Annotated in this window: 24 protein-coding genes; 14 read left to right on the top strand and 10 right to left on the bottom strand. The window is 29.4% G+C overall.

The window, feature by feature from the left end:
• Positions 1 to 122: 122 nt before the first annotated feature.
• The 5 genes from H6553_10695 to H6553_10675 form a co-directional block, all read right to left on the bottom strand.
• Positions 123 to 719 carry an FMN-binding negative transcriptional regulator gene (locus H6553_10695; GenBank protein MCB9034296.1) on the bottom strand — a complete coding sequence of 199 codons (597 nt, stop codon included), beginning with the start codon at positions 717 to 719 and terminating at the stop codon, positions 123 to 125.
• Positions 719 to 1,711, bottom strand: a complete 993-nt coding sequence (locus tag H6553_10690; GenBank protein ID MCB9034295.1) for a hypothetical protein — start codon at positions 1,709 to 1,711, stop codon at positions 719 to 721. The genes H6553_10695 and H6553_10690 overlap by 1 nt, the downstream gene beginning before the upstream one ends.
• Before the next feature lie 55 nt (positions 1,712 to 1,766).
• Positions 1,767 to 2,849, bottom strand: coding sequence for a glycosyltransferase (locus H6553_10685; GenBank protein MCB9034294.1), 1,083 nt, complete (start codon positions 2,847 to 2,849; stop codon positions 1,767 to 1,769).
• On the bottom strand, positions 2,842 to 3,372 hold the full coding sequence (locus H6553_10680) for a gamma carbonic anhydrase family protein (protein ID MCB9034293.1): 531 nt from the start codon (positions 3,370 to 3,372) through the stop codon (positions 2,842 to 2,844). The genes H6553_10685 and H6553_10680 overlap by 8 nt, the downstream gene beginning before the upstream one ends.
• Positions 3,373 to 3,551: 179 nt before the next feature.
• Positions 3,552 to 4,463, bottom strand: a complete 912-nt coding sequence (locus H6553_10675; protein MCB9034292.1) for a DMT family transporter — start codon at positions 4,461 to 4,463, stop codon at positions 3,552 to 3,554.
• Between the two features lie 59 nt (positions 4,464 to 4,522).
• Between H6553_10675 and H6553_10670 the strand changes: the two genes are divergently transcribed.
• Genes H6553_10670 through H6553_10655 form a run of 4 tightly spaced genes read left to right on the top strand, consistent with a single transcriptional unit; the run spans position 4,523 to position 8,941 of the window.
• Positions 4,523 to 5,359, top strand: coding sequence for a DUF4403 family protein (locus H6553_10670; protein ID MCB9034291.1), 837 nt, complete (start codon positions 4,523 to 4,525; stop codon positions 5,357 to 5,359).
• Between the two features lie 40 nt (positions 5,360 to 5,399).
• Positions 5,400 to 6,389 carry an SDR family oxidoreductase gene (locus H6553_10665; protein ID MCB9034290.1) on the top strand — a complete coding sequence of 330 codons (990 nt, stop codon included), beginning with the start codon at positions 5,400 to 5,402 and terminating at the stop codon, positions 6,387 to 6,389.
• 5 nt (positions 6,390 to 6,394) lie between these two features.
• On the top strand, positions 6,395 to 7,054 hold the full coding sequence (locus H6553_10660) for a VTT domain-containing protein (GenBank protein ID MCB9034289.1): 660 nt from the start codon (positions 6,395 to 6,397) through the stop codon (positions 7,052 to 7,054).
• A 12-nt stretch (positions 7,055 to 7,066) separates the two neighbouring features.
• Complete coding sequence (locus H6553_10655) at positions 7,067 to 8,941, top strand: hypothetical protein (protein MCB9034288.1); 1,875 nt, start codon at positions 7,067 to 7,069, stop codon at positions 8,939 to 8,941.
• 130 nt (positions 8,942 to 9,071) lie between these two features.
• On the opposite strand, the gene H6553_10650 is transcribed toward H6553_10655, so the two are convergent.
• Positions 9,072 to 9,545, bottom strand: coding sequence for a hypothetical protein (locus H6553_10650; protein ID MCB9034287.1), 474 nt, complete (start codon positions 9,543 to 9,545; stop codon positions 9,072 to 9,074).
• A gap of 265 nt (positions 9,546 to 9,810) precedes the next feature.
• Here H6553_10650 and H6553_10645 point away from each other — a divergent pair, with 265 nt between their 5' ends.
• Positions 9,811 to 10,299, top strand: coding sequence for a GNAT family N-acetyltransferase (locus H6553_10645; GenBank protein MCB9034286.1), 489 nt, complete (start codon positions 9,811 to 9,813; stop codon positions 10,297 to 10,299).
• A gap of 46 nt (positions 10,300 to 10,345) precedes the next feature.
• Here the strand turns inward: H6553_10645 and lysA are convergent, their stop codons facing one another.
• The 4 genes from lysA to H6553_10625 all read right to left on the bottom strand — a co-directional run bounded on the left by lysA (position 10,346) and on the right by H6553_10625 (position 15,787).
• Positions 10,346 to 11,578, bottom strand: a complete 1,233-nt coding sequence (lysA, locus tag H6553_10640; GenBank protein ID MCB9034285.1) for a diaminopimelate decarboxylase — start codon at positions 11,576 to 11,578, stop codon at positions 10,346 to 10,348.
• Between the two features lie 66 nt (positions 11,579 to 11,644).
• The gene (locus H6553_10635) at positions 11,645 to 12,385 is read right to left on the bottom strand and encodes a L,D-transpeptidase family protein (protein ID MCB9034284.1); all 741 of its coding nucleotides are present in this window, start codon (positions 12,383 to 12,385) and stop codon (positions 11,645 to 11,647) included.
• A gap of 267 nt (positions 12,386 to 12,652) precedes the next feature.
• On the bottom strand, positions 12,653 to 13,369 hold the full coding sequence (recO, locus tag H6553_10630) for a DNA repair protein RecO (protein ID MCB9034283.1): 717 nt from the start codon (positions 13,367 to 13,369) through the stop codon (positions 12,653 to 12,655).
• Between the two features lie 132 nt (positions 13,370 to 13,501).
• Positions 13,502 to 15,787 (bottom strand): hypothetical protein, encoded by a 2,286-nt coding sequence (locus H6553_10625; protein ID MCB9034282.1) that lies wholly within the window; start codon positions 15,785 to 15,787, stop codon positions 13,502 to 13,504.
• 142 nt (positions 15,788 to 15,929) lie between these two features.
• On the opposite strand from H6553_10625, the gene H6553_10620 reads away from it, so the two are divergent.
• The 9 genes from H6553_10620 (at position 15,930) to H6553_10580 (ending at position 25,701) form a co-directional block, all read left to right on the top strand.
• Complete coding sequence (locus tag H6553_10620; GenBank protein MCB9034281.1) at positions 15,930 to 16,148, top strand: hypothetical protein; 219 nt, start codon at positions 15,930 to 15,932, stop codon at positions 16,146 to 16,148.
• Positions 16,139 to 16,399, top strand: a complete 261-nt coding sequence (locus tag H6553_10615; GenBank protein MCB9034280.1) for a Txe/YoeB family addiction module toxin — start codon at positions 16,139 to 16,141, stop codon at positions 16,397 to 16,399. The genes H6553_10620 and H6553_10615 overlap by 10 nt, the downstream gene beginning before the upstream one ends.
• 76 nt (positions 16,400 to 16,475) lie before the next feature.
• A complete protein-coding gene (locus H6553_10610) occupies positions 16,476 to 19,808 on the top strand; it encodes an isoleucine--tRNA ligase (protein ID MCB9034279.1) in 3,333 nt (1,110 codons plus the stop codon).
• A gap of 2 nt (positions 19,809 to 19,810) precedes the next feature.
• Complete coding sequence (locus tag H6553_10605) at positions 19,811 to 20,287, top strand: histone H1-like repetitive region-containing protein (protein ID MCB9034278.1); 477 nt, start codon at positions 19,811 to 19,813, stop codon at positions 20,285 to 20,287.
• An 83-nt stretch (positions 20,288 to 20,370) separates the two neighbouring features.
• Positions 20,371 to 20,754, top strand: coding sequence for a TraR/DksA family transcriptional regulator (locus tag H6553_10600; protein ID MCB9034277.1), 384 nt, complete (start codon positions 20,371 to 20,373; stop codon positions 20,752 to 20,754).
• A gap of 38 nt (positions 20,755 to 20,792) precedes the next feature.
• Entirely contained in the window at positions 20,793 to 21,404 is a 612-nt protein-coding gene (locus H6553_10595) for a lipoprotein signal peptidase (GenBank protein MCB9034276.1), read from the top strand.
• 107 nt (positions 21,405 to 21,511) lie between these two features.
• The gene (locus H6553_10590; GenBank protein MCB9034275.1) at positions 21,512 to 21,838 is read left to right on the top strand and encodes an MGMT family protein; all 327 of its coding nucleotides are present in this window, start codon (positions 21,512 to 21,514) and stop codon (positions 21,836 to 21,838) included.
• Complete coding sequence (locus H6553_10585; GenBank protein ID MCB9034274.1) at positions 21,811 to 22,902, top strand: hypothetical protein; 1,092 nt, start codon at positions 21,811 to 21,813, stop codon at positions 22,900 to 22,902. The genes H6553_10590 and H6553_10585 overlap by 28 nt, the downstream gene beginning before the upstream one ends.
• A gap of 267 nt (positions 22,903 to 23,169) precedes the next feature.
• Positions 23,170 to 25,701, top strand: a complete 2,532-nt coding sequence (locus H6553_10580; protein MCB9034273.1) for a phosphoenolpyruvate carboxylase — start codon at positions 23,170 to 23,172, stop codon at positions 25,699 to 25,701.
• Positions 25,702 to 25,966: the final 265 nt, after the last annotated feature.

Raw genomic sequence — 25,966 nt, 5'->3', positions numbered from 1 at the left:
AAAAGAAGGGCGAACATTGTGGTAGAAATTTCTCATTAAATAATTAACTTTACGCCATGTCAAGTGTTTTCTTCTGTATTTAAAAAGTAAAAACCAATATATTTATTGTTAAATTATTTATTCTACATCATTTTTCCTAGTGCTTGTGCATTGCTGTCTTCTTGTTGTAGTAAGTGGTTTTTAATATTGGTTCTTTCTTGTGCTGTTTTGTTTTGACTCAGTTTTTCTTTTCCTTGAATCTCTTCTACAACAATGTCAAAAGATTCAATTCCTTTTAATAAATTGTTTTTATAGGTATCATCTAGCGTTTTCCATTGTTCTCGATATTTTGGTTCGAAGCTGTTTATCATTTGTTCTAAAACAGCAATGCGTTGTTCATTGTTGGTATGTAGTTGTAGTTTTCCATAGCAATGTACTGCTACATAATTCCAAGTGGGTACATTTTTTTCATGTTCGTACAAAGTTGGAGAAATGTAGTGATGTGGTTCTTGAAAAATTACTAATGCTTCTTTATTTTCTATATTATTTAATTGATTATTTTGTTTACTTATATGTGATGTAAGTATGATGCTGTTATTTTGTTTGTTAATTACAAATGGTAGATGTGTAGCAATTGGTTTATTATTTTCTGTAGTAATTAAAATAGCAAATGGATACTGCTGCATAAAACTATGCAATTTATCTATATCTTGTTGCTTAAAGTGTTTTGGAATATACATTATTCCCAAGTACTTATCGTCTTAATAATTAATGAGTCGTTACCCAATGAGTCTGTAACTGCTGTTCTAATTTTTACATTACCACTTCCTGCAAACTCAATTAAGTTTTGTCTAGAGCCAAACACTTCTTTAGATGGTGCTTTGAATTTTGCTATTTGTTCCCATTTTCCTCTATGAAAGGCAAACAAAATTACATCGCCAACACTGCCATCTGGTTTTTTCACTACGATAGAAAAATCATCTGAACCATCGCCATCTACATCATTTTCGTTGAGTACATTTACACCAACGCAATTTGGAACTTCTATTTCAGGTAAGTCGAAATTGGTAAATGAAATTTTTGTTTTGGTAGTAATGTATTTTCCTGTGCTATCTTGCTGTGGTTTGATAATGATTAAGTCTTCATCTTCACCGTCGCCATTAAAATCACCTTTACTTTTTGACTCGCTTTCTTGAAACGATTCAAATAAACTAACCATATCTGGTCTGTTATCCGATTCTTTGTCGCTTTCTACAATAATTTTCCATTCGCCATTAATATTATCAAAAATTAAATAGGAATGATACACCTTAGCTTTGTTGTTGATATTCACCATTTTCAAGAACTCGCATTTGTACTCGCCAGTATCTGACGGATAGATACCAATTCTTCCAATAATTAATTGTCGATATGTTTTAGCTCCTTTAATTCTATATTTTTTAGTAGCCACTACAGAGTTGGCACTAAAATTTTTCTTATAGAACAATACATTATAATTATAAAAATTAATTAAATCATCAAAATAAGCAGTATCGTTGTGTACTGTATTCCACTCTTTTACAATATTAATAATCTGCTGTTGTTCTTCTGGCAATAAATCGTAGGCATGCTCTAAAGAATCTATTGCATTTTCGGCAGCTACATTTTTATTTTTATCGTTTTTACACGCTGTAGAATTAAAAATAGTTACTATTATCAAGATAAAAAATCCAAAACCAAAGAGTTTCTTCATATTTTGTTGTTTTTTTGTAAAGATATACAAAGTCAAGCATTTAAATATTAAACCATTAGTTCTTGTTTATCAATTTTAACAACTCATTAATGTATTTATCTTTATTAGCACTTAAAGAAAACCTTTTTTCTACAGATGCTCTAGCAGCTATACCTATAGATTTTCTTAGGTGAACATCATTAATTAATTTCAACAAATATTTTTCCCAATCATTTGTGTCATCGGCTAAAAAACTATCTACTTCATTTTGAATAACTACATTATTTGTACCATAAGCAGTTGCTACACAAGGAATTCCACAACTCATATATGCCAATGCTTTGTTACCACTTTTACCTAATACCCATTGGTCTTTTTCTAATGGATAAATGCCAATATCTATCTTCTTTAGGTCTTCAAATTCTGTAGTAGCATTCCATTCAATATTGTTTACTTTTAAATTTTTATGTTGGTATGGTGCATTGCTAATTACTAAAAATTCAATATTCTTTTCTTGCTGTAGTTTTAATAAAGTTGGTGCTACGATTTCTAAATATTTTAGTGTAGAATGTGTGCCTGTCCAACCTACAACTACCTTTTCTTTTTGTTGATGTTCTTTTATTGGTTGAAATTTTTGGGTATCATAACTTGCTAAAATAAGTGTGTTGTTTTTGTTGTACTGATTTACAAACTCTTGTAAGCTTGGTGATGATGTAAAAACAAAATTAGCATTCTTCATTAATATTATTGGTTTGTATTTTCCTTTGATTGCTTTATACCACCAACTGTTATTTGGAGATAAATAAATCATATCATCAATATCGTAAACAAATGATTTAGCTACTTTAGTAAATAAGTATTCTTCTATTGGTAAACCTAAAGGTGTAATCCAAAGGTGGTTGTATACTATATCAAACTGTCTTATGCGAAATAAATCTCTTAATCGTCTTAAATAACCTCTAGCTACTCCAAGTATTTTTTTTATATAATTTCCTTTTTTATAAATAACTGACCATAAGTCATCATCTATAAAAGAACTTGTAGTAATATCAAAACCAGCAGCTTCAAAAAACGGATAATATTGTTCGTACTTTAATCGTTGACTTGGTGCTTTTCCAAATGGATATGGTGATAAAAACAATATTTTTTGTTTACTCATTATCGTTTACATTTTTAAACCAAGAAGCGTAAAATAAATAATTATTGGCAATTCTTTCGTTTTGGTCTTTAAATGTTTCGCTGTCTAATTGCTTTACTTTTTTTGCAGGAACACCAGCGTAAATACTTCCAGCTTCTACTCTTGTATTTTCTAAAACTACAGCACCAGCAGCAATTAATGCGTTTTCTTCTATGTAGCAATTATCCATAATAATAGCACCCATACCTACGAGAACATTGTCTTCTATCGTACAACCATGCACAATAGCATTGTGTCCAATAGAAACATTATTGCCAATAATTGTTTTCGTCTTATTATAAGTACAATGTATCGTAGCATTATCTTGAATATTCACTTTATTGCCAATGACGATACTGTTTACATCACCTCTTACTACTGTATTAAACCAAAAACTACAATCATCACCACAAATAATATCGCCAACTAAAGTAGCATTTGGTGCTATAAAACAATTTTTGCCAATACTTGGTGTTTTATCTCTACAAGCGATAATAAATGACATAAATTTTCGTTTTTTATAAAAATAGAATTTTATCTACTATATTTAATCATGCTTAGAAGAAAAATTAAACCATTGCTTGTTTTATTAGCTTGTTTGATATTAATGAGTAGTTGTGCTGCTTATAAATCTAAAAAGTGTGGTTGTCCTACTTTTAATGGAAATAAGAAAAATTCATCACATTAATTAACTACAACTTTTCTTTTTCTAGTAACAAAGTATACACCTATCAAAATAATAAAAAGTGCAATAATATGAATAAATAAAATTTGTTCGCCAATAAATAATCCAATTATTACAGAAACTATTGGAATTAAATAAGTAGTCATTGTAGCAAATAAAGCAGATGTTCTTTGTGTCAATATATTAAAAAACACTTGAGCCATGCCAGTACCTAAAACGCCTAACAACAATAAATATTTTAAACTCTGCCAAGCTGCTATTGGGTTTACTTGTATTTGTTTTATTGTTCCTGAAAAAATTAAGTACGGAATAGTTACCAATGCTACTACAGAATATTGTACTAAAGCAATAATTAATGGATGGTTGTTTTGAAAGTATTTCTTAAAGATATTGGCATTTAATCCGTAGCACATAGTCGCTAACAATGGCAATATAATATGAATAGAAAATGGTTGATTATGTATGGCTTTAGTTTTAGATAGAATAATTAATCCAGCACCAAAAAAACCAATTAGAACACCGGAAATTTTATTTTTCGTGATAGGTACGCCAAAAAATAGAGCACCTAATAGCATTACAAATAATGGAGTAGTTGCATTCATAATTCCTACTAAACCACTTGCTACTTTTGTTTGTGCAAAGCAAAAAAATAAAGCAGGAAATAAGTTGCCAAACAAACCTAACAATGGTACAAATTTCCACTGCCATGGTTCTATTTTTATCTTTTTTAGATTAAGAAGAATAAAAGGTGTTAACGCCAAAAATGCAATAGACATTCTAAGTGCAGCTACTTGAATTGGATTAAAAAATAGCAATCCTTTCTTAATAAAAAAGAAAGAAAATCCCCAAATAATTGACAGACCGATAAATATTATCCAGTCTGGTGCTTTTATTTCATCATTACTTGTCAAAACGATGCAAAGATATTATTATTTATTACTAATATTGTTATGAATTGATGAATTGAAGAATGAGTATTTTTGATAGGATATTAGGTGATACTTCCTATGCTGACATTTGGGAACAGCTTCAAAAATATTTATTTACAAATAAGCGATGGTTACAACTGCTTACGCTTAAACCTATAGAAATTTACAAACAAGATACTACCTTTGAGATTGACACTGCAAAAGTAGATTTATCTATTCAGTCGTATGTAGAAAATATAGTTCAAAAAAGAATTGAGAATACTAGGCGATTACTAAGTTTTAATATTGCTAGTTGGAGTAAAAATACTACGAATTACAAGTTTAATATCTTACTCAAAGCAAAAGCTAACTATAAAGAAATTGGCAATTTCTTTAATTTTCATTTTGCAAAACAAACTTACGATATAGAGCCAAATAGATATAGTATTTATATAGATAGTTTTACTATATCATCTGTTGGTACAAAAGCAGAAATTGTAGTACCATTTAAAATTCATGCAAAATGGTGGAAATTTAAAAGAACAGTAGATGGCATTGCTACACTTATTTGTTCTTTGTCATTCAATCATCCTAGATATACTATTAGAACAAGAAACTTAAATTATACACTACAAACCGAAAGTAAAATGCTAAAATGGATTGATAGCAATTACCATCAAGAGATAGTAAAATCATTATCTGATTTTTTAGTATATGATTTTAGAGAAGAAATACAAAATGCCAAAATTTTAGCACAAGAACAAATCAATTCATTTCAAGAAGGCAACTCGTGGATTAGTGGTACTGTTAACGATTTACAATTGGAACGAATTACCATAGACTACGACGCACTTCGTGGTTTCTTTCTAGCTGAAGGCAATATAGAAGTATTGCGATAGTTTTTCTTTTTTTTCTTATTTTCGTTAAGAATTTAATAGCATGTACGAAAAGCAGTTTGAACACACTTCTAATTTAAAAGACAAACGAATTTTAATTACTGGTGGTGCTGGATTTATTGGTTCTAATATTGTAGAATATTCATTGCAACACCAAAGCAAAGTTACCGTATTAGATAATTTGGCAACTGGAAATATAGAAAATATAAATCCATTTATAAGCAATCCAAATTTTAATTTTATTAATGGCGACATTAGAGATAAAGACACTTGTTTAGATGCTTGCAACAACATAGACATTGTCTGTCATCAAGCAGCAATTGGTTCTGTGCCTCGTTCAATTAAAGATCCAATTACTAGCAACGAAGTCAATGTAAACGGATTTGTCAATATGTTGTTTGCTGCAAAAGAAAATAATATCAAACGATTTGTCTATGCGTCTTCTTCTTCTATTTATGGCGATGAAAAAACGCTTCCTAAAAAAGAAGACAAAATTGGCAATCCACTTTCGCCATATGCAGTAACTAAATATACGAATGAAGTATATGCTAAAGTATTTGCAGATTGTTATGGTATGGAATTAATTGGACTCAGATATTTTAATGTATTTGGTCCAAAGCAAGATCCAGATGGAGAATATGCTGCAGTAATGCCTTTGTTTATAAAAGCATTGCTACAAAACGAAGCTCCATTTATTAATGGCGATGGTGAACAAACCAGAGATTTTACTTTTGTACACAACGCAGTTCAAGCTAATGTTTTAGCAATGAGTACTACCAATCAAGAGGCATTGAACCAAGCATATAATGTAGCTGTTGGTGGAAGATATTCTATCAATTATATGTATGATGCTATTAAAAATATTTTAGGAAAAGATATTAATGCAATACATAGAGAAGCAAGAGCTGGCGACATTAGAGATTCGCAAGCAGACATTAGCAAAGCAGAAAACTTACTACAATATCAACCTGAATTTTCTTTTGAAGCAGGTTTGCCTTTAACCATTCAATACTTTAAAAACATTTTTAAATAATATCTATGGAAATTATACATTTCTTAATTGAGTTACTAACCAATACTAAAGAAATCATTTTAGGACTAACCTCACAATATCCAAATTGGATTTATGGCATTTTGTTTCTAATTATTTTTGTAGAAACTGGTTTAGTTATTATGCCTTTTCTTCCAGGCGACTCTCTTTTGTTTACTGTAGGAATGATTTGTGCTACAGCTGCTTCTGGACTAAACATTGCTATAGTTATTCCACTACTTATTTTTGCAGCAGTACTAGGAGATAATGTCAATTATTTTGTAGGAAAATTCTTTAGTGAAAAAATGTTGTCTATAAAATTTAAAGCAAAACCAATAGTAAAACAAGAGTGGATAGATCAAGTACATGAATATTTTGAGAAACACGGTACCAAAACTATTATTATTGCTAGGTTTATGCCAATTGTAAGAACCATTACGCCTTTTGTAACTGGTATTGGAAAAATGAATTATACTACTTTTTTACCTTATGATATTTTAGGTGGTGTACTTTGGGTAGGCAGTATTACTACCATCGGTTATTTCTTAGGTAATAATCAATTTGTAGAAGATAATTTAGAAAAATTTATTCTAGGCATTGTATTTATTTCTGTACTGCCAATGCTAATAAAAGGTGTACAAAGTGTACTACAAAAAAAGAAAAAGTAAAACATACAATGTTTGAAAAATATAATAAAATATACAATCATATTAATATTATTTATTGTAAAATCAAACAATCTTTATGCTGTTAATGATAGCATAGTGATAGACTCACTTTCTAATGATGAAATAAGGAAAGAGAAAAAAGACAAATCTGACAAAGAAGAAAAGACGAAAGAAGAAAAAGCAACTAATGCTTTTAAATGGATTTCTTATTTAAATTATTCTGACAGAGGTGATGGTATACAATTTAAAGGCGTTGATTTTTATAAACCTTTCGAAAATAAAATAATAGATAGTATTAATATTAAACTATTTAAACCATTTGATTGTACTGTTGATTCTTGTACTACACTAAAGAAAGCACAAAAATTTGGTAATAAAATTCATTTTAACAGCAAGATTTGGCAAGTAAAAAAAGATTTGCTATTTGAAACTGGCGAAAAAGTAAATCCATTGGTGTTTGCAGATTTTGAACGATTGCTTTGGGAAAGTGGACGATATAAAGAAATTCATATACTACTAGAATCAATTGATAGTAATAATGTGATTGTTCATATTATTGTACAAGACAAACTTTCTTATACACTTTATGCAGGTTATAGTAGCGAAAGTTTAATTATTGGTACTACAATTAGTAATTTCTTTGGATTGCCAAATTCTTTAAATTTAAACACCAGCTTTAATAGTAATAAAAACAATATAATAACTTTTAATGGAAACTATTACTACAATAACATATTGGGTTCTAGAATAAATTTTAGAGATAAATTTACTATTGATAAATATAATAAATTCAATTACATTTCTCTAGGAAAAGATTTTATTTCACTCAAAACAAAATGGGCTTTTAAAATTAACTATCAGTTTGGCAATATTACTACGAGTTTGAATAATAACATAAGAGATGAAAGCAGCTTGGTAAAAACTAAATCGCATTATTATGGAATTTGGTTGGCGTATGCTATTCCATTAAACAGATTAATGGCAACCAGAAATAATAAAATGAAATTTGTAATGGGTTTAAAAATAAATCGAGACAATTACAAAGACCGACCTTTTATTATTGATAGAAATTATAGCAAACAATTTGTAAATACTAGCAATTATTTATTTGGATTAGGATTAGCCAACTGGGATTATTACTTATATAAAAATGCATTTTTTGTTGATATTCCGGAATACTTACCTAAAGGTTTTAATATGAGTATTTGGATTGGTCCGCAGATAGATGAAATTTTTGGCAGAAGAAATTATTTTTATTCTAATTTAAATTATAGTAAACAATATAAAAAATTTGGTTATTTAAATTCTTCTATTACTTATAGTGGATTTTTAAAAGAAAGAAAAGGCGAGCAAATGCTAGTGAGTGTACAAGAGTCTTGGTTGTCTAATGCACTTTCGTTTGGTAAAAAGCAACAATTTTCTTTTAGACAAATTATTAAAAGCAGTTTTAATTATGGTTTTTTCACACCAACCGACAGATATTTTGGTGTAAATGAAACTAGTGGCATTAGAGGTTTTTATTCGCCGAACCTAAGAGGTTCTAAAAGCTATACCATTAACTTAGAAAGCGATTTATACTTAAATAGAAAAGTGGCTTTATCAAAAGGAATGGTTTATGCTTTTGCAGACTTAGCATGGTTGAGTCCGAATGATAAAACGCTAATACTACAAAGTAATTTTCAGTATGGTGTAGGTGTAGGTTTGCGTTTTAGAAGTGTAGACTTAGGTATGCCATTTTTAGATTTTCAGTTTGCATTCTATCCAAATGGGAAAAACTATGGCGTTAACTTATTTCAGTTTAAATTATACGAAAGCAACTTTTATGCCATACCAACCAACAATATGTTTTTCGAAGATCCAACTATAAATTCTTTTATTGGAAATTAAATTATTTATAGAAAATTTATATTTTTTCTAGTATAAATTTCATCAGCTATTTCTGTTGGCGATAGTAAAGCTATCTGTCTAAAGATAGTTAGTATCGAAGTTTAATCCAAACTTATTGTTTAACTAAAGATTAGTCGTCAAGTAGGTTTTTATTATTGTGAGAAATAAAGATTATTGTCTTACTTAAAATTGCGATATCAATTTTCAAAGGTCGGGAAATATCTATTAGAGGCAATAATTCCTCCCAAATTTCAATTGTCCGATTTTCATTGTCCTTTAATCGTAATAAAACTGAATTTTTGGTTTTTTTTATTTCATAGTCGGTCGTTTCAATTACTAACTTTTTACCTCTTTTAATATCTACAAACTTCAAAATATTTTTCCAAGAAACAGCAATAAAGAGAATAAAGAAAAGTCCAAGAGTAAAAAGTCCACGGCTTACAAAATTGTCAGCAGGTCGATAACCAAAAAGAACAAACAAAATTGGTCCAACTATCACAAGAATAAATAATGCAACACAAAACACAAATCCTACAATAAACGAGATATTAATATCCTGTTTAAGTATCGCCTTGTCCGTTTTAGTTAATTCTAATTCCTGCATCAAAGTTGTCTGTTGTTTTAGCTTGTCCTAATTTATTTTCAACTTACAATTTTAAGTTGTTGGTTGTCCATTTCGTATTTTTTCAAAAGTACATATAAACAACTCATAATTTGTTATGCCTATCTTTATTAATTTGTACTAATATTATTTATTATAGTATAGACCATTCCAAACATATTTCGGAACCTATTGATAAAAGACGATGAAATAAATTTATAATATAATTATATAATATCACATTAGTATTTTTAAAGGAATTCTAAGTATGCAACAATTTATAATTACTACAGCACAAATTAAAGAGGCGACCGAAATCAGCAATATTTTAAATGAAGTATTAGATGAAGACCAACACCAACTGTTTAATTTTAAAAATAAAATAAACATTAAAGAACAAGAAGATTATATCCGATATATAAACAATAAAAAAGGGTCAGTCTTTTTAGTTGCTTCAATAGAAAATAAAATAATAGGTTTTTTAGATTTTATTAGTGATGAAAAAAATGATTTTGGAACAATGGGAATTATAATCCAAAAAGCATATCGTCAGAATGGAATTGCTTTTAAATTATTGTCTGAACTATTAAAGAGAAAAACGGTTACTACTATAAATACAGAAGTCTTAGCTACCAATCAACCAATGATACATTTCTTACAAAAGAACAATTTTGTTCTCAATACAACTTTTAATAAAACAGTAGATTTTAATAATCAAAAATTGAGTGTGTTATTAATGGCACGAGAAACAGTTTAAAGATTTGCTTAGCACTTCACAAAAGCAATAGAAAAAATTAGAGCACTTACAAATCTATCTCTACAGTAGTGTTTAATAAATCGTCTAAGTTTTCTCGGCGTCTTATTAAGTGTGCTTTTCCATCTTTTACTAAAACTTCTGCTGGTCTATATCTCGAGTTATAATTAGATGCCATAGAAAAACCATAAGCACCAGCATTGTGAATTACCAATATGTCGTTTTCTTTTACTTCGTTTAATTTTCTATCCCAGCCAAAAGTATCTGTTTCACAAATATATCCAACAATAGTATATATTCTATTCGTTCCTGTTGGATTAGAGATATTAGTAATGTGATGATAAGCATCGTAGAACATTGGACGAATTAAATGATTTTGTCCAGAGTCAACGCCAGCAAAAACAGTAGACATGGTTTGTTTAATTACATTAACTCTTACAGCTAAAAAACCACTTTCACTCACTAGAAACTTTCCTGGTTCAAAAATCAACAATAAATCTCTGCCATAGTTTTTGCAAAATTGATTAAACCTTTCACTTATTTTTTTACCTAACTCTTCAACATCTGTATCAATATCATTTTCGCTGTACTTTACTTTAAAGCCAGAACCAAAGTCTAGAAACTGTAAATCAGGAAAACTCTTAGCAGCATTAAATAAAATATCGGCACCTTGTAAAAATACATCTACATCTTTAATTTCAGAACCAGTATGCATATGCAAACCTTCTACAATTATTTGGTTGCTTTTTACCACGCGTTCTACATGTCGCATTTGATATACCGAAATACCAAACTTAGAATCGATGTGTCCAGTAGAAATTTTAGAATTTCCACCAGCCATAATATGTGGATTAATACGAATACAAACTGGATAAGAGTTGCCATATTCATGTCCAAATTGTTCTAATATAGAAATATTATCTATATTAATTTTTACACCAAATTCTACAGCTCTTCTAATTTCATCAATATTCACACAGTTTGGCGTATACATAATTTCTTGTGGAGCAAAACCAGCTTTTAGTCCTAATTGTACTTCTTGTATAGAAACTGTATCTAAATGAGCACCTAAACTTTTTATATATTTTAATACATTAATATTGCTTAAAGCTTTACATGCATAATGAATATGCACTCGTGTGTCTTTAAACGCATTCATTAATCTGTTATAATTTTTTTCTATGGTATTAGCATCATAGATATACAAAGGCGTACCAAATTCACTACAAATATCTAGTACAGAAACGCCACCAATTTGATATTGATTATTAGTCAGTTGCATAGCGTACAAAGATAGGAATAAGTAGTGAGATTTTGAATATTGTGTATTCTATTAACAAAGGATTAATCAATTTGTAGGAAGTACAAACTTATAAACACCTTTTTCGTCTACAGTTGTATTTATAAGTGTGTGATTTTTTTCAAAAAACTGATAGTATTGTACCATTGGTTTCCAAAGTGAAAAATAAGGATGCGTTTTACCAAAAGAATTTTCTAGTGCTTTAATGTTAGGTGCGGTCATTTTACAAGGATAGATTTGTATAGGTATATTTTTGTTTTGTTTTTTATAATATAAATTACAGATATAATATAATTCTTTTATCTTATTATTGCCAATTGCAATACAACCAATACTTACATTGCTTCCGTGAATATAAATATCAGAACCAATTTTAGCTTCATTAGCATTGACTATTTTATCTCTTTTATTTGGATAGTTAACGCGCATTGATAAAAAGAATTGACTAGCAGGATTAAATAAATCTATTTCATAAAATCCTTCTGGAATTTGCTTGTCGCCTTCTTTGTGTTTTGGTCCTAATTTTCCTGAAAATGCTGTAAATTTATAAGTAGCAATCAATTGTAATTGCTTTGAATTACTTGCCCAAAGTTCTAATTGTTGTTCTTTTTTAAATGCTCGTAGAAATAAAAAATTAGGAATGGTATCTATCTCTTTTTGCTGTAGAATAGGTACTAATATTGTATGATAAGCCAATGCTGCTTGTTCTGTTCTACTTAAGTTTTGCATATTGTTTTGTCCACAACTTTTGATAGAAAATAAACAAAAAAATCCTAGTAATAGTTTCATCTTCAATAATAACTCTAAAACTGTATTTTTATTTGCTAATAAATATTAATTATAAAATTTATAATGGATAATTATTTTATATTTTATCGTCCTGAAAATTTCACAGTATAACGGAGAATTTTAACAGGAATCTATCTTAAGCACACATTAGATTTCGTATATTTTTTGTTCCTCAAAATTACGAAGAATGAAAGCAAAGATGTAAGAGATAATAGATTTTACATTATTGGGTTTCTCAATGTGATAATAAATTCTAAGCATATCGTATCACAAAACTTCTTGTAAAATTTTAATGCTGTTTAAACTATGAAATTCTGCCAAGTGTATTTTGTAGTAGTTTGTCCAAATGTCTAGTAATTTTGTTCTATTGATTTTACTTAAACTACTAAACGAATTGCTAGTAACAAAACTTAAAAATTGATGCATTAATAAACTATCTTCTATCGATAAATTTTGATGTCGAGTATTTGGCATTTTTTCAAACTCACCATTTACCATATTAAAGTATGGTTGATGAATAGAATAATTATTCAACGGTTCAAATCCAAGATAAGCAGCCAATTGGTAGAAAAACAATAAAGGCAAGTGTGCTAACTTTTCATCACTATAATCTATCATAATAAAAAACTGTTCTACATAATTGTATAGTGCTTGGTTTTCTTCTTGTTCTCGTACACTTTTATTCAATAATTCACAAGCAAATAACAATATAGCTTGCTTACTAAAATCGTTATTGATATGTAAATACAAATTGGCTAAACTAAATTCTTTTACATTGAATAATGATTTATTTTGTTTTAAATAAATATCTACAGTAATAATATATGATGGTTGTATAATACTTGCTTTATTGTATCTCGATTTTCGTACACCTTGAAACAACAACGAAACCAAACCCATTTGTTCTGTATATACTTTGGCTATGATACTAGCATCAGCATACTTTGTAGTCTTTAATACAATAGCTTTGGTTTTAGTAAGCATAACTTGCAGTAGGTTTGTTCACAAAATAAAGTAAAAATTATCAAAACCATTATGTAGTGTTGTCATTCCTAATCGATTGAAAAAACTCTAGGTAAATTTTCTAGAATGACACTTGAATTTACACGAGTACTTCTAATGAAAAAACACAAACTTAGTACTTACTTTTTCTTTCTTGTCATCAGAAGCAGCTAATATCAAATACACACCAGAAGCAGCTCTTTGTCCATTGCTCAACAAACCATTCCAAATAGCTTGTCCACCTAAAGCATAAGTTTCATAAACTAAGTTGCCAGCAGCATCTGTAATTTTTACTTGACAATTATTCGGCAATCCTTTTATCGCAATATCTCCAGAAAAATTTGGATACACAGGATTTGGATATACCATTACTTTATCATTAGCAGAAGAAGTAGTTAATGCTTCGCCTCTATAAGTATTAATACCTTTACTTGTACCAATTATTACTTCGCCATTATCTGGATTAATTGCCAGTGATCTAATTTCATTCGACAATAAAGGTGAGTTGTTAGTAGTAAAATAATGTAGTGTAGTTCTGCCATCATCGCTAACCAAATACAAACCAGTATTAGTGCCAATCCATTTTCTATTGCCTGCATCAACAGCAATGCAAGTTACGGTTTGGTCTTCTAGTAAGTTATCGCAAAAACCAGAACCATCATTTCTATCAATACAAATTTGTTCTGCAGGACAGTTGTAATCAATAGCACTTCCTGCACATGCAATAATAGCAATACCTTGTGGTGTGCCTAACCAAATAATACCATCTAAATCTTTTGCCATACATGTAACATGATTGGTTGGTAAGTTGCCCAAGTCTTCACCAGCAGCATAGTTCACATATCTATCGTCAGAAACATCATCTATCGTATTATTGTGATTAAAAACAACTAAGCCACCACTGCTGCTATTTTTTGCAATCCACACTTGATTGTAATCATCTATTACCACATCTTTAGTTAATGCACCATTTAAAAAATTAGTTCTAAAGTAAGTATAAGTGCCATCATTTTTTCTACATAAAATTGGTTCGGCAGAGTAAGCATCTGCCATAAAAATATTTCCTTGTTGGTCTATATCAGAACCTGTTAATCTGTATTTGTCAATATTGTTTATTCTATAATATTTTGGAGCTACTATAGTTTTAGTATTTACATCAAACTCAAATAAACCAGTGTAGTGAGCACCAAATAAAACTTTATTTTCTGCAGGAATTGGTTGTACTATAGAAATATCTGCAAAGTTAGAAAGTAAATCAGTGTTGTAAATATTGTAATTTGTCCAAATTAAATCTTTAGCAGTATAAAAACCACTATTTTGTCCAACAGGATTCCAATTAATACTAATATTAGAAGAAGCAACATACAATATACCATTCATAAAAGCCATTTCTTTACAAGTAATATTTGCTGGTCCATTTGGATAAATAGCTTCTGAATTGTTTAAGTCGTGATGTTTGATTAAACCTCTATACAAATCTGCATGCCAAATTTTTCCATATTGGTCTTCTATAATTTCTAAGGGATAAGCTATATTAAATTGACTAGCATTAAAATCGAAAGCAGTACCATTATAAGTGCCAATTCTTACAGCACTAGAATTGTTATTGTGCTGTACTATGTGTAAATGATTGTTGCTTGTATTCAAATCTTTGGTATAAAAAGTTGGTGTACTTAAAAACAAACTCCAAGCAGTTCCATTATAACTATATAAAGCATCATCTTTAGCAATAATAATTTGATTGTTGTATTTAGTAATTGCATCAACACTACCACTACTTATTCCATTGTTTAATAATTGCCAATTATTAAAATTTAATAAATTACTATTATTTATATTGCCAACATATACGCCATTTGCTGTCGTAGCATAAATTAGATTATCATCAACATAAATATCATTTACTTTCAAATAACTACTACCTGTATTAAATAAGTAAGATGCTTTTATTTCTTTGTTGATTAAGTCAATTTCAACCACACCAAAACCAGTTGCTAAATAAGCAAAACCATTTGATATAGCAATATTATAAATTGTTTTATTTGCAATAATATTGGCATCTTTTAAAAAAGGCAAATTGGTAACTTTTCCGTTTATAACTAAATCTATATTTGAGTTGTTATAAGAAACAATTAAAATACTATTGTCAATATCATAAGCAATTTTATTTGATTCAATTTCTGATAAACCATTTACTTTGGTATATTTTTCTATATAACTATTTTGTTTATCTACGCTATATAAACCACTTACAGCAGCACAATAAATATTATTATTACTTTGGCATACGCTTACAGCATTAGCATAAGGCAACTGTGTTGTCCAAGTTCCAAGTGGTACTTGCTGGCTTTTACTTAAATAAAAACAAGCAATAAACAATAAAAACAATATTCGTTTCATCTAGTTCAAAGCTAATCAATTTTAACGAGATAATTTATGGATAAAGAAGCAATACACCTAATAGAAATACAAAAAACGCAAACAAAACTGATTTTCAAAAATGAATAAAAATGATTATCTTTGTTAGACATAGTTTTGAAAAATGGAAACGGTTAATATAAAAGCACATACAATAGATGCATCTCAAGTAGAAGCAATTAAAGCTTTTATGAAGGCACTAAAAATAAAATTTGAACTTACAAAAGAACAAAGTCCATACAATACTGATTTTGTAAAAAAAATTGAACAAGGAGATGAAGATTTAAAAAAAGGAAAAGGACGGAAAACAACTGTTCAAGAGTTAGATAAGCTATGGAAATAATATTGCTTCCAAAAGCAGATGAAGATCTTGAGTATTGGATTAAAACAGGAAACAAATCAATCCTAAAAAAGATAGCAGAATTAACCAAATCAATTATAGAAAATCCATATGCTGGTATTGGAAAACCTGAAGCATTAAAATATAATCTTGCTCCAAAATGGTCAAGAAGAATTAATAAGGAACATCGGTTAGTATATCTCGTTCAAGATAATATATTATATGTTTATTCTCTTAAAGGACACTACGAATAAAACTCAAATTACAAACACTTATTTATATACTTGATTATGTGTATCTTTGCACACCAAAGATTTAAGACAAATACGAATGAAGTACAAAGAATTTAAACAGTATAACGCTAGCGAAATTGAAAAACAAATTGCCAACTTCTGGAATGACGAAGATATATTTAAAAAAAGTGTAAGTACAAGAGCAGATAGTCCAGCTTTTGTTTTTTACGAAGGACCACCAAGTGCCAACGGAATGCCAGGTATTCACCATGTATTGGCAAGAACTATTAAAGATATTTTTTGCAGATTCAAAACAATACAAGGGTTTCAAGTACAAAGAAAAGCAGGTTGGGATACACATGGTTTGCCAATAGAACTACAAGTTGAAAAATCTTTAGGCATTACTAAAAAAGATATTGGCACAAAAATTACCGTTGAAGATTATAATAAGGAGTGTAGAAAAGAGGTAATGCGTTTTAAAGATAAGTGGGATGATTTAACCAAAAGAATGGCTTATTGGGTTGATTTAGATGATCCATATATTACTTATGAAAATAAATATATAGAGAGCGTATGGTATTTATTAAAAGAATTATATAAAAAAGAGTTTTTATATAAAGGATTAAAAATTCAACCATTTTCTCCAGCAGCAGGAACTGGTTTAAGTTCTGCTGAATTAAATATGCCAGGAGCTTATCAAGATGTAAAAGATGTGTCTTGTATTGCACAATTTTATATTAAAGAACAAGATAATCTAACAGCAAAAAAACTATTTGATGCAGCTGATGGTGTTTTGGTTTTCTTAGCATGGACAACTACTCCTTGGACATTGCCTTCTAATACTGCATTAGCTGTAGGAAAAAATATTGATTATGTTCAAATCAATACAATAAATCAATATACCAACGAAAAAATTTCTGTGGTATTGGCTAAAAATTTAGTAGCTAAATATTTTAATGCAGAAAACGAAACCAAAGATTTTTCTACTTATCAAAATGATGGAAAAAATATTCCTTACTACATTGTTAATGAATTTAAAGGAAGCGATTTACTAAACATTCGTTATCATCAACTACTCAATTATGTGCAACCAGAAAATGGCGATGCGTTTAAAGTAATTAGTGGCGATTTTGTTACTACAGAAGACGGTACAGGTATTGTTCACATTGCTCCAAGTTTTGGTGCAGACGATATGAAAGTTGCAGATGAAAACGGAATTGGCAGTTTGACTTTAGTAGATAGACAAGGTAAGTTTGTTGATGAAGTTACAGACTTTGCTGGCAGATATGTAAAAGACTATACTGATGATCCAAATTATGTTGATGTTAATGTTGATATTGTAGTAAAACTAAAAAAAGAAAACAAAGCATTTAAAGTAGAGAAATACGAACACAACTATCCGCATTGTTGGCGAACAGATAAACCAATTATATATTATCCATTAGATTCTTGGTTTATAAAGGTTACAGCAGTAAAAGATAAATTAATCGAACATAATAAAACAATTAATTGGAAACCAGAAAGTACAGGAACAGGAAGATTTGGTCAGTGGTTAGAAAATTTAGTCGATTGGAATTTATCGCGTACAAGATTTTGGGGAACACCTTTGCCAATTTGGAGAACGCTTTTCGATGAAAAAAATCCAACAGAGAAAGTGCAAGAAAAATGTATTGGAAGCATAGAAGAGTTGCAACAAGAAATTCAAAAAAGTATTGATGCAGGAATCATGATTGAAAGTCCATTTAAAGACAAAGACATTGATTTACACAAACCTTATGTAGATGATATTATTTTGGTAAGCGATGATGGCAAACCAATGTACAGAGAACAAGACTTAATTGATGTTTGGTTTGATAGTGGTGCAATGCCTTATGCACAATGGCATTTTCCTTTTGAAAATAAAGAAGCGTTTGAAAGAAATTTTCCAGCAGATTTTATTGCAGAAGGCGTTGATCAAACTCGTGGTTGGTTTTATACATTACACGCAATAGCAGTAATGTTATTTGATTCTGTTGCTTATAAAAATGTAGTATCTAACGGATTGGTATTAGATAAAGAAGGCAATAAAATGTCTAAGCGATTAGGCAATGCTGTTGATCCATTTGAAACTATTGAAAAATATGGTGCAGATGCTTTGCGTTGGTATATGATTGGCAACGGACAACCTTGGGATAATCTTAAATTTAATATAGAAGGTATTGTAGAAACGCAAAGAAAGTTATTTGGTACGCTATATAACTCGTACAACTTTTTTGCTATTTATGCTAATGTAGATGGATTTGAATACAATAAAAAACAAACAGTTCCTTTTGAAAATAGAGCAGAAATTGATAAATGGATTTTATCAAGATTGAATAATTTAATGGCAACAGTTACAGATGCATTTGAACAATACGAACCAACAAGAGCTGCAAGAGCAATTGACGATTTTGTTATTGATGATTTATCCAATTGGTTTGTTAGATTAAGTAGAAGAAGATTTTGGGATAGCGAATCTACTCAAGATAAAAAAGCTGCCTTCGAAACTTTATTTGAATGCCTACTACAAGTCAGTCAGTTAATGAGTGCAATTGCACCATATTTTGCAGAGTGGTTGTATAAAAATCTAACAGATGATAATTCATCATATACAGAAGAATCTATTCATCTTACACATTTAGTAAAATCAAATGATAATTTTATTGATGAAAGCTTAGAACAAAGAATGGACTATGCAAAATCAATATGTTCATTAGCACTATCACTCAGAAAAAAATCAAAAATAAAAGTAAGACAACCACTACAAAAAATATTAATTCCTGTATTAGATAAAAACTTTGCAGCACAAATAGAAAAAGTAAAATCATTAATCTTATCAGAAATAAATGTAAAAGAAATTGAACTAATAGAAGATGCATCTGGAATTATATCTAAAAAAGTAAAACCAAACTTTAAATTGCTAGGAAAAAAATTAGGTAGCAAAATGAAAGAAGCGAACTTATTAATACAAGCAATGACCAACGATGAAATTACTCAATTAGAACAACAAGGTACATTTGGCTTAATTATTGATGGAGAAAGCTTTGTAATAACTAGAGAAGAAGTAGAAATAATTTCTGATGATATTGAAGGTTGGTTAGTAGCTACAGACAACGGAATTACTGTTGCTTTAGACATTCATCTATCTGATGAACTACTTGCAGAAGGTTATGCAAGAGAAATAATTAACAAGGTACAAAACGAAAGAAAAGAGATGCAATTAGAAGTTATTGACAAAATAATAATAAATGTGCAAAACCAATTGGTTCTCAATAGTGTTGTGCATGATTTCAATTCATATATTTGCACCGAAACTTTATGTGAACAAATTTTGTTTCATGATAATTTATCGAATGCAAAAGCGTTTGATATAAATGGACAGAATTTATTAATGACAATTTTAAAAAGTTGATTATGGCAAAAGTAACCAAAAAGCCAGCTGCAAAAAAAACAGCTCCTGCAAAAAAAGCAGCTGCAAAAAAAACTGCGGCAAAGAAAGCAGCTCCAGCTAAAAAAGCGGTAGCAAAAAAAGCAGCACCTGCTAAGAAAGCAGTAGCTAAAAAGCCAGCAGCAAAGAAAGCAGCACCTGCAAAAAAAGCAGTGGCTAAAAAGCCAGCAGCAAAGAAAGCAGCACCTGCGAAAAAAGCAGTGGCTAAAAAGCCAGCGGCTAAGAAAGCAGCTCCAGCAAAAAAAGCAGTAGCTAAAAAATCTGCGGCTAAGAAAGTAGCACCTGCAAAAAAAGCAGTAGCTAAAAAGCCAGCGGCTAAGAAAGCAGCTCCAGCAAAAAAAGCAGTAGCTAAAAAGCCAGCGGCTAAGAAAGCAGCTCCAGCAAAAAAAGCGGTAGCTAAAAAACCAGTGGCAAAAAAAGCAGTAGCTAAAAAAAAAAAGTAACACCAACTAGTTTAGAAAGAGTTGTTACTAAGAAAAAAGTTTCTGTAAAAAGCAGAGGAAGCGAACAATATCACCATAAAGAGCTGAAACCACTCTCTAAAGATGAGTCGTCTTTAAAAAGATATAGCGATAAAGATTTAGCAGAGTTTAAAGAATTGATTTTAAAGAAAGTTAAGTACGCACAAGAAGAAATTGCTTTTTACCAAGACCAAATTAAAAATTCTAACGAAAGCGAAACTAAGTTTGCTAGCTTAGACGATGGTTCATTAACTGCTCAACGAGAAGCCATGAATCAAATTGTAGCTAGACAGCAAAAGTTATTGGTACATTTAGAAAATGCACTCGCTCGTATAGAAAACAAAACTTATGGTATTTGTAGAGAAACTGGCAAATTAATTAGTAAAGCTCGACTAAAAGCGGTGCCACATGCTACGCTGAGTATCGAAGCAAAGAAAAATCAAAAATAGCTTAGTTAATTGTTTATATTTGCACTCAAATTTTTTTCATGAGTAAGAGAACAATCGCTATACTTACTGTTTTTATTTCTTTGTTGATTGATCAGATAGTTAAATTCTTGGTTAAACTTAATATGACGCTAGACCAAGAGTTTGCTTATATTGGCAATTGGGCAAAAATTCATTTTGTAGAAAATGAAGGCATGGCTTTTGGTTTAACTTTAGGTAGCGATTGGTTTAAACTCTTGCTAACACTTTTTAGAATAGTTGCCGTTATTGGTATTAGCTATTACTTGCATTTACAAATTAAAAAATCAGCATCAAAGAAAGCACTAATCTTTTGCTTAGCACTGATTTTGTCAGGAGCAATAGGCAATATAGTAGATAGTATTTTTTATGGTGCAATTTTTAGCGAGAGTTCGTTTACTCAAGTAGCCACACTTTTTCCAGAAGGTGGAGGATACGGAAAACTGCTACACGGAAAAGTAGTAGATATGTTTTCATTTTCCTTGTACAAAGGAATATTACCCAACTGGATTCCATTTAAAGGCGGAACTTATTTTGAGTTCTTTGCTTATATATTTAATGTAGCAGATGCTTGCATCACCGTAGGCGTTTTTGCACTATTCCTTTTTCAGAAGAAACTATTTGATGAAAATTAATATTATACTTAAATAAAATATCTAATTTTATATTTTTTCTTTTTTGACATTTTTTAAGCTAACAATCTTTAAAAATATTTTAAATTAGCAATCGTAGCTGTTATTTAATGAACGATTTTTATTTAAGTGTTTACGATGTTGTTAGAAAAATACCAAAAGGTAGCGTTTGTACCTATGGAGATATTGCTGCATATTTAAGCACTAAATCAGCTGCACGGCAAGTTGGCTACGCTATGAATAAAGCTCACACCATTGCACCTAAAGTTCCAGCACATAGAGTAGTCAATAGAAATGGACTGCTTACAGGAAAAAATCATTTTGAAATGCCAACGCTCATGCAAGAACTTTTAGAAAGCGAAGGTGTTATTATTAAAGACAATCAAATACAAAATTTTGAACAAATAAAATGGATACCATTAAAAGAATTAGCTTAATTTTTACTATTATTTTTTGTACAAATATATATGCACAAAATAATTTTGTAATATGGCAAGGGTTTGAACACACTTGGAAATACAATCATCGTTTAAATCGTTTAGGTGACTATATTGCACAAAGTAGTTCTAGTTCTAGCAATGATAAGCATATTTATTCATCGGTTCATGCTTCTGCATCTGGAGTTGGAAAAGACACAGCAACATTTAAGACCAACTTTGCAGAAATAACTAATACTAATATTAATTGTTTTTCTGGAAAATTGTCTATTTCATTAAATGGCAAACAAGGAGAATTGTGTAGTGTTAGCAGAGTTATTTTGTTGCCAAAAAATATCATTAATAAATGGAGTGAAACAGCAGTGGTGTTTAATGGTTTTGATTTGATTTCAGAATCTGGAGCAGATAAATTACAAATGATTAAAATAAATTTTTCTGATGTAATGCCAAGCAAATACAAAGATACCATGCAAGTAAAAGTAGATATCGACTTAGTAGTAGATTGTAAATCTTTTGAATGTAATAGGTTTTATAAAAAATTTGAATATACTATAAATTTATATTATTTAATTTTAGGTGCAGACCAATATCAAATGCATACTACTAGCGAAGATTATAATCAAACGATAGCTTGGTCTAAAAAAGAAACAACACCAAAATATGTATTGCATAAAGAAATTAAAGGAGATTATAAATATAGTCAAGGTATTTTAACATTTAAAAGTATATGTGTTGTTTTAAACTCAGAACATTGGTTACTGAGTTATGCTAACGCAATAGAAGCATGTAATTATAATAAAAACTCTGGATTAATGCAGTTCAACCATAGGTCGTATTTACAACAATATGAAAATGAAATGAACAAAGCATCTACACAAGCCAAATTTTCTTCTAAACAAAAAGGTTGGGCTTTACTACAAGGCACTATTCAATTAATACAATTTAAAAAAGGAGAAATTGTACATAAAAACAGAACCGATTATATTTTTTGGAAAGGCATGAATAAAAAAGCACATTCTGACTTATCAAAAAACATAAAAACCTATACTATACAAAATAAATAATATTAATATTTAGCATATTTAATTAATAAACTAAATGACCTACAATAAATTTAGTGAGAACAAATAAAAAAGCGTTAAACAAAGATTACTGTTTGAGCGTAGCGAGTTTTAAGATTTGTAGCTTTTTTAGGAGGTTCGAGTGTAAAGAATTCCTGTCTACCGACAGGTAGATATTGCAGTCTTGATTTTTTGCTACTTTTGTATCTAGACAAAAGTAGGTGCAAATAAAGTTATAATGCTTATTTTGTTATAAACACACATCAAGGTATGATAAATAAAAAGCAGATATTCGATAATTTAGTAGTTAATCAGTATACTATTTATAATAATTTATTTACTAATTTACCTTACGAAAAAATGCAAAACATAGGAATGTTACTTCCAATTTTGTATAACAACAGTCAACAAGGATTTACTAATCACTTAACACCATTACAAATTGTAGAAGATTTCTTTACTCGATATACCAATATGAATACCGAAGAAGAACAAATTAATTTTTTATTTAAAATTATTCAATATATAGAACGACAAGTTGTTTTGTTTGACAGTATCGAAGATGCACACTTTAAAGAATTGGTACAGTTGTTCAATAATACTACATTTCAAGACGATTTAAACTACAGTCATACTCAGCATAAAACAAAAGCACTATTTGATAAGTTGGCTAACTTTAGTGTTCGTTTGGTGTTAACAGCACATCCAACACAGTTTTATCCACCGTATGTATTACATATTATTCAAAAACTAAGAGATGCAGTAACCAATAATCAATTTACTACAATAGACGATTTGCTAAAGCAACTAGGCAAAACATCTTTCTTTAATAAAAAGAAACCAACACCATTAGATGAAGCCAAAAGTATAATTTATTATCTAGAAAAAGTGTACTACGACGGAACAGTACACTTATTTAAAAATATAAATAAAAATAATCATCAAAAAATAAATTATAATTTATTGCAAATTGGTTTTTGGCCAGGTGGCGACAGAGATGGAAATCCTTTTGTAACAGCACAAGTAACAGCCGAAGTAGCCGAAGAACTTAGAAAAACTTTAATGAAGTGTTACTATCAGCAGTTAAAAGGTTTAAGAGAAAAACTAACTTTTTATTTAGTAGATGATATTTTATTGAACCTAAGTAATCAGTTGTATAAAAGTATGTTTTCGAATGACTACTTATTAACTTTTTCTGAAATTCTTCAACCATTACAAGAAGCAAAAAGAGTATTAATTGAGTTGCACAATGGTTTATTCATTGATGATTTACAAGACTTAATTACAGCAGTACATATTTTTAAAACGCATTTTGCAACACTAGACATTAGACAAGACAGTAGTATTCATAATCAATTGATGAATTTAATTGTAGAAAAATATAATTTATCTAAATCAAGCTACATAAAAATAAATGATAAAGAAAAATATAAAATACTATTTGATAATAAATTATTACTAGATGAAAACTTGTTTGAAGATGAAGTAATTAAAGATGTAGTTGTAAACATCAAGCAACTAAAATACATTCAACTGATGAATGGAGAACAAGCTTGTAATCGATACATTATTAGTAATGCAACTTCTGTGTTTGATGTATTACAAGTCTATGCTTTCTTTATATGGTGCAATTATACTACCGACGAAATTAATTTTGACATAGTACCATTGTTTGAAACAATTGAAGGCATGACCAATGCGGCTTCAATTCTCGAATTATTGTTTAAAGATAAAATATATAAAAAACACTTAGAAAAAAGAAATAATACTCAAACTATAATGCTTGGATTTTCTGACGGTACAAAAGATGCAGGTTATCTTAGAGCCAATTGGGATATTTATAAAACCAAAGAAAAACTGACAACCATAGCAAGAAAGCACAATATAAAAATTATTTTCTTCGATGGAAGAGGTGGTCCACCAGCAAGAGGTGGCGGAAAAACGCATCGCTTTTATGCTGCACAAGGAAATGATATTGCCAATGAAGCCATTCAATTAACCATTCAAGGACAAACTATTTCTAGTATGTATGGTCATGAAGCACAATTTAAATACAATTGCGAACAGCTCATTACAGCAGGTTTGCACAATGAATTGTATAAAGATGCAAGTCCAACAAAACAACAAAAACAATTAATGAACGAATTGGCTTTGTTGAGTTATGACAAATATGCTGCGTTAAAAAAACATCCAAAATTTTTGCCTTATTTAGAAAAAATGAGTGCTTTGAAATATTATAATTTAACTAATATAGGAAGTCGTCCAGGAAAAAGAGGACAAGCTAAAAAATTAGTCTTTTCAGATTTAAGAGCCATTGCTTTTGTAAGTGCTTGGAGTTTATTAAAACAAAATGTACCAGGTTATTTTGGTATTGGCACTGCTATCGATACCTTTCAAAAACAAGGAAAGTTAGAAGAATTACAAAAGTTGTTTCATCAATTTCCATTCTTTAAAACACTTATATTAAATAGTATGATGTCTTTGTCTAAATCAAATTTTGAGTTAACGGCATATATGAAATCAGATAAAGAGTTTAGTACATTCTGGAAAATCTTATATAAAGAATATGAATTAAGCAAGAAAATGGTATTGCTAATTAGTGGCTATGAATCACTAATGCAAGAAGAACCAATTAGCAAAGCATCAATTGCTGAAAGAGAAAAAATTGTATTGCCATTAATTACCATTCAACAATATGCGTTGCAAAAAATTCATGCCAACAGCAAACACAAATCAGCTTACGAAAAAATGGTAATGCGTTCTTTATTTGGAAACATCAACGCTAGTAGAAATTCAGCATAGTATGAAATAAAATGCTGTGTCATTATGAGCGAATGTAAGTAGCGAAGTAATCTATTCTTTAGTAATTTATTATTATTTTTAGTTTGAAAATATACCACAAGAAACACATAACTTGTTATGCATTTAGAAACAAATAAAATAAAAATCGTCTTTTCCAACTTGTTCCGAACTTCGGAAGGGAATCTTTCTTACGATTTTTATGATGTATTTTTAACAAATAATTTATCATTAATTTTAAACTATAATAAACAGCATCAAAGTATAG

It is taken from the genome of Chitinophagales bacterium, assembly GCA_020636535.1.
In the GTDB taxonomy this organism is placed as follows: domain Bacteria; phylum Bacteroidota; class Bacteroidia; order Chitinophagales; family JADIYW01; genus JADJSS01.
The sequence above is the reverse complement of the archived record's forward strand: the minus strand, read 5'-3'. Positions and strand labels throughout refer to the sequence as shown.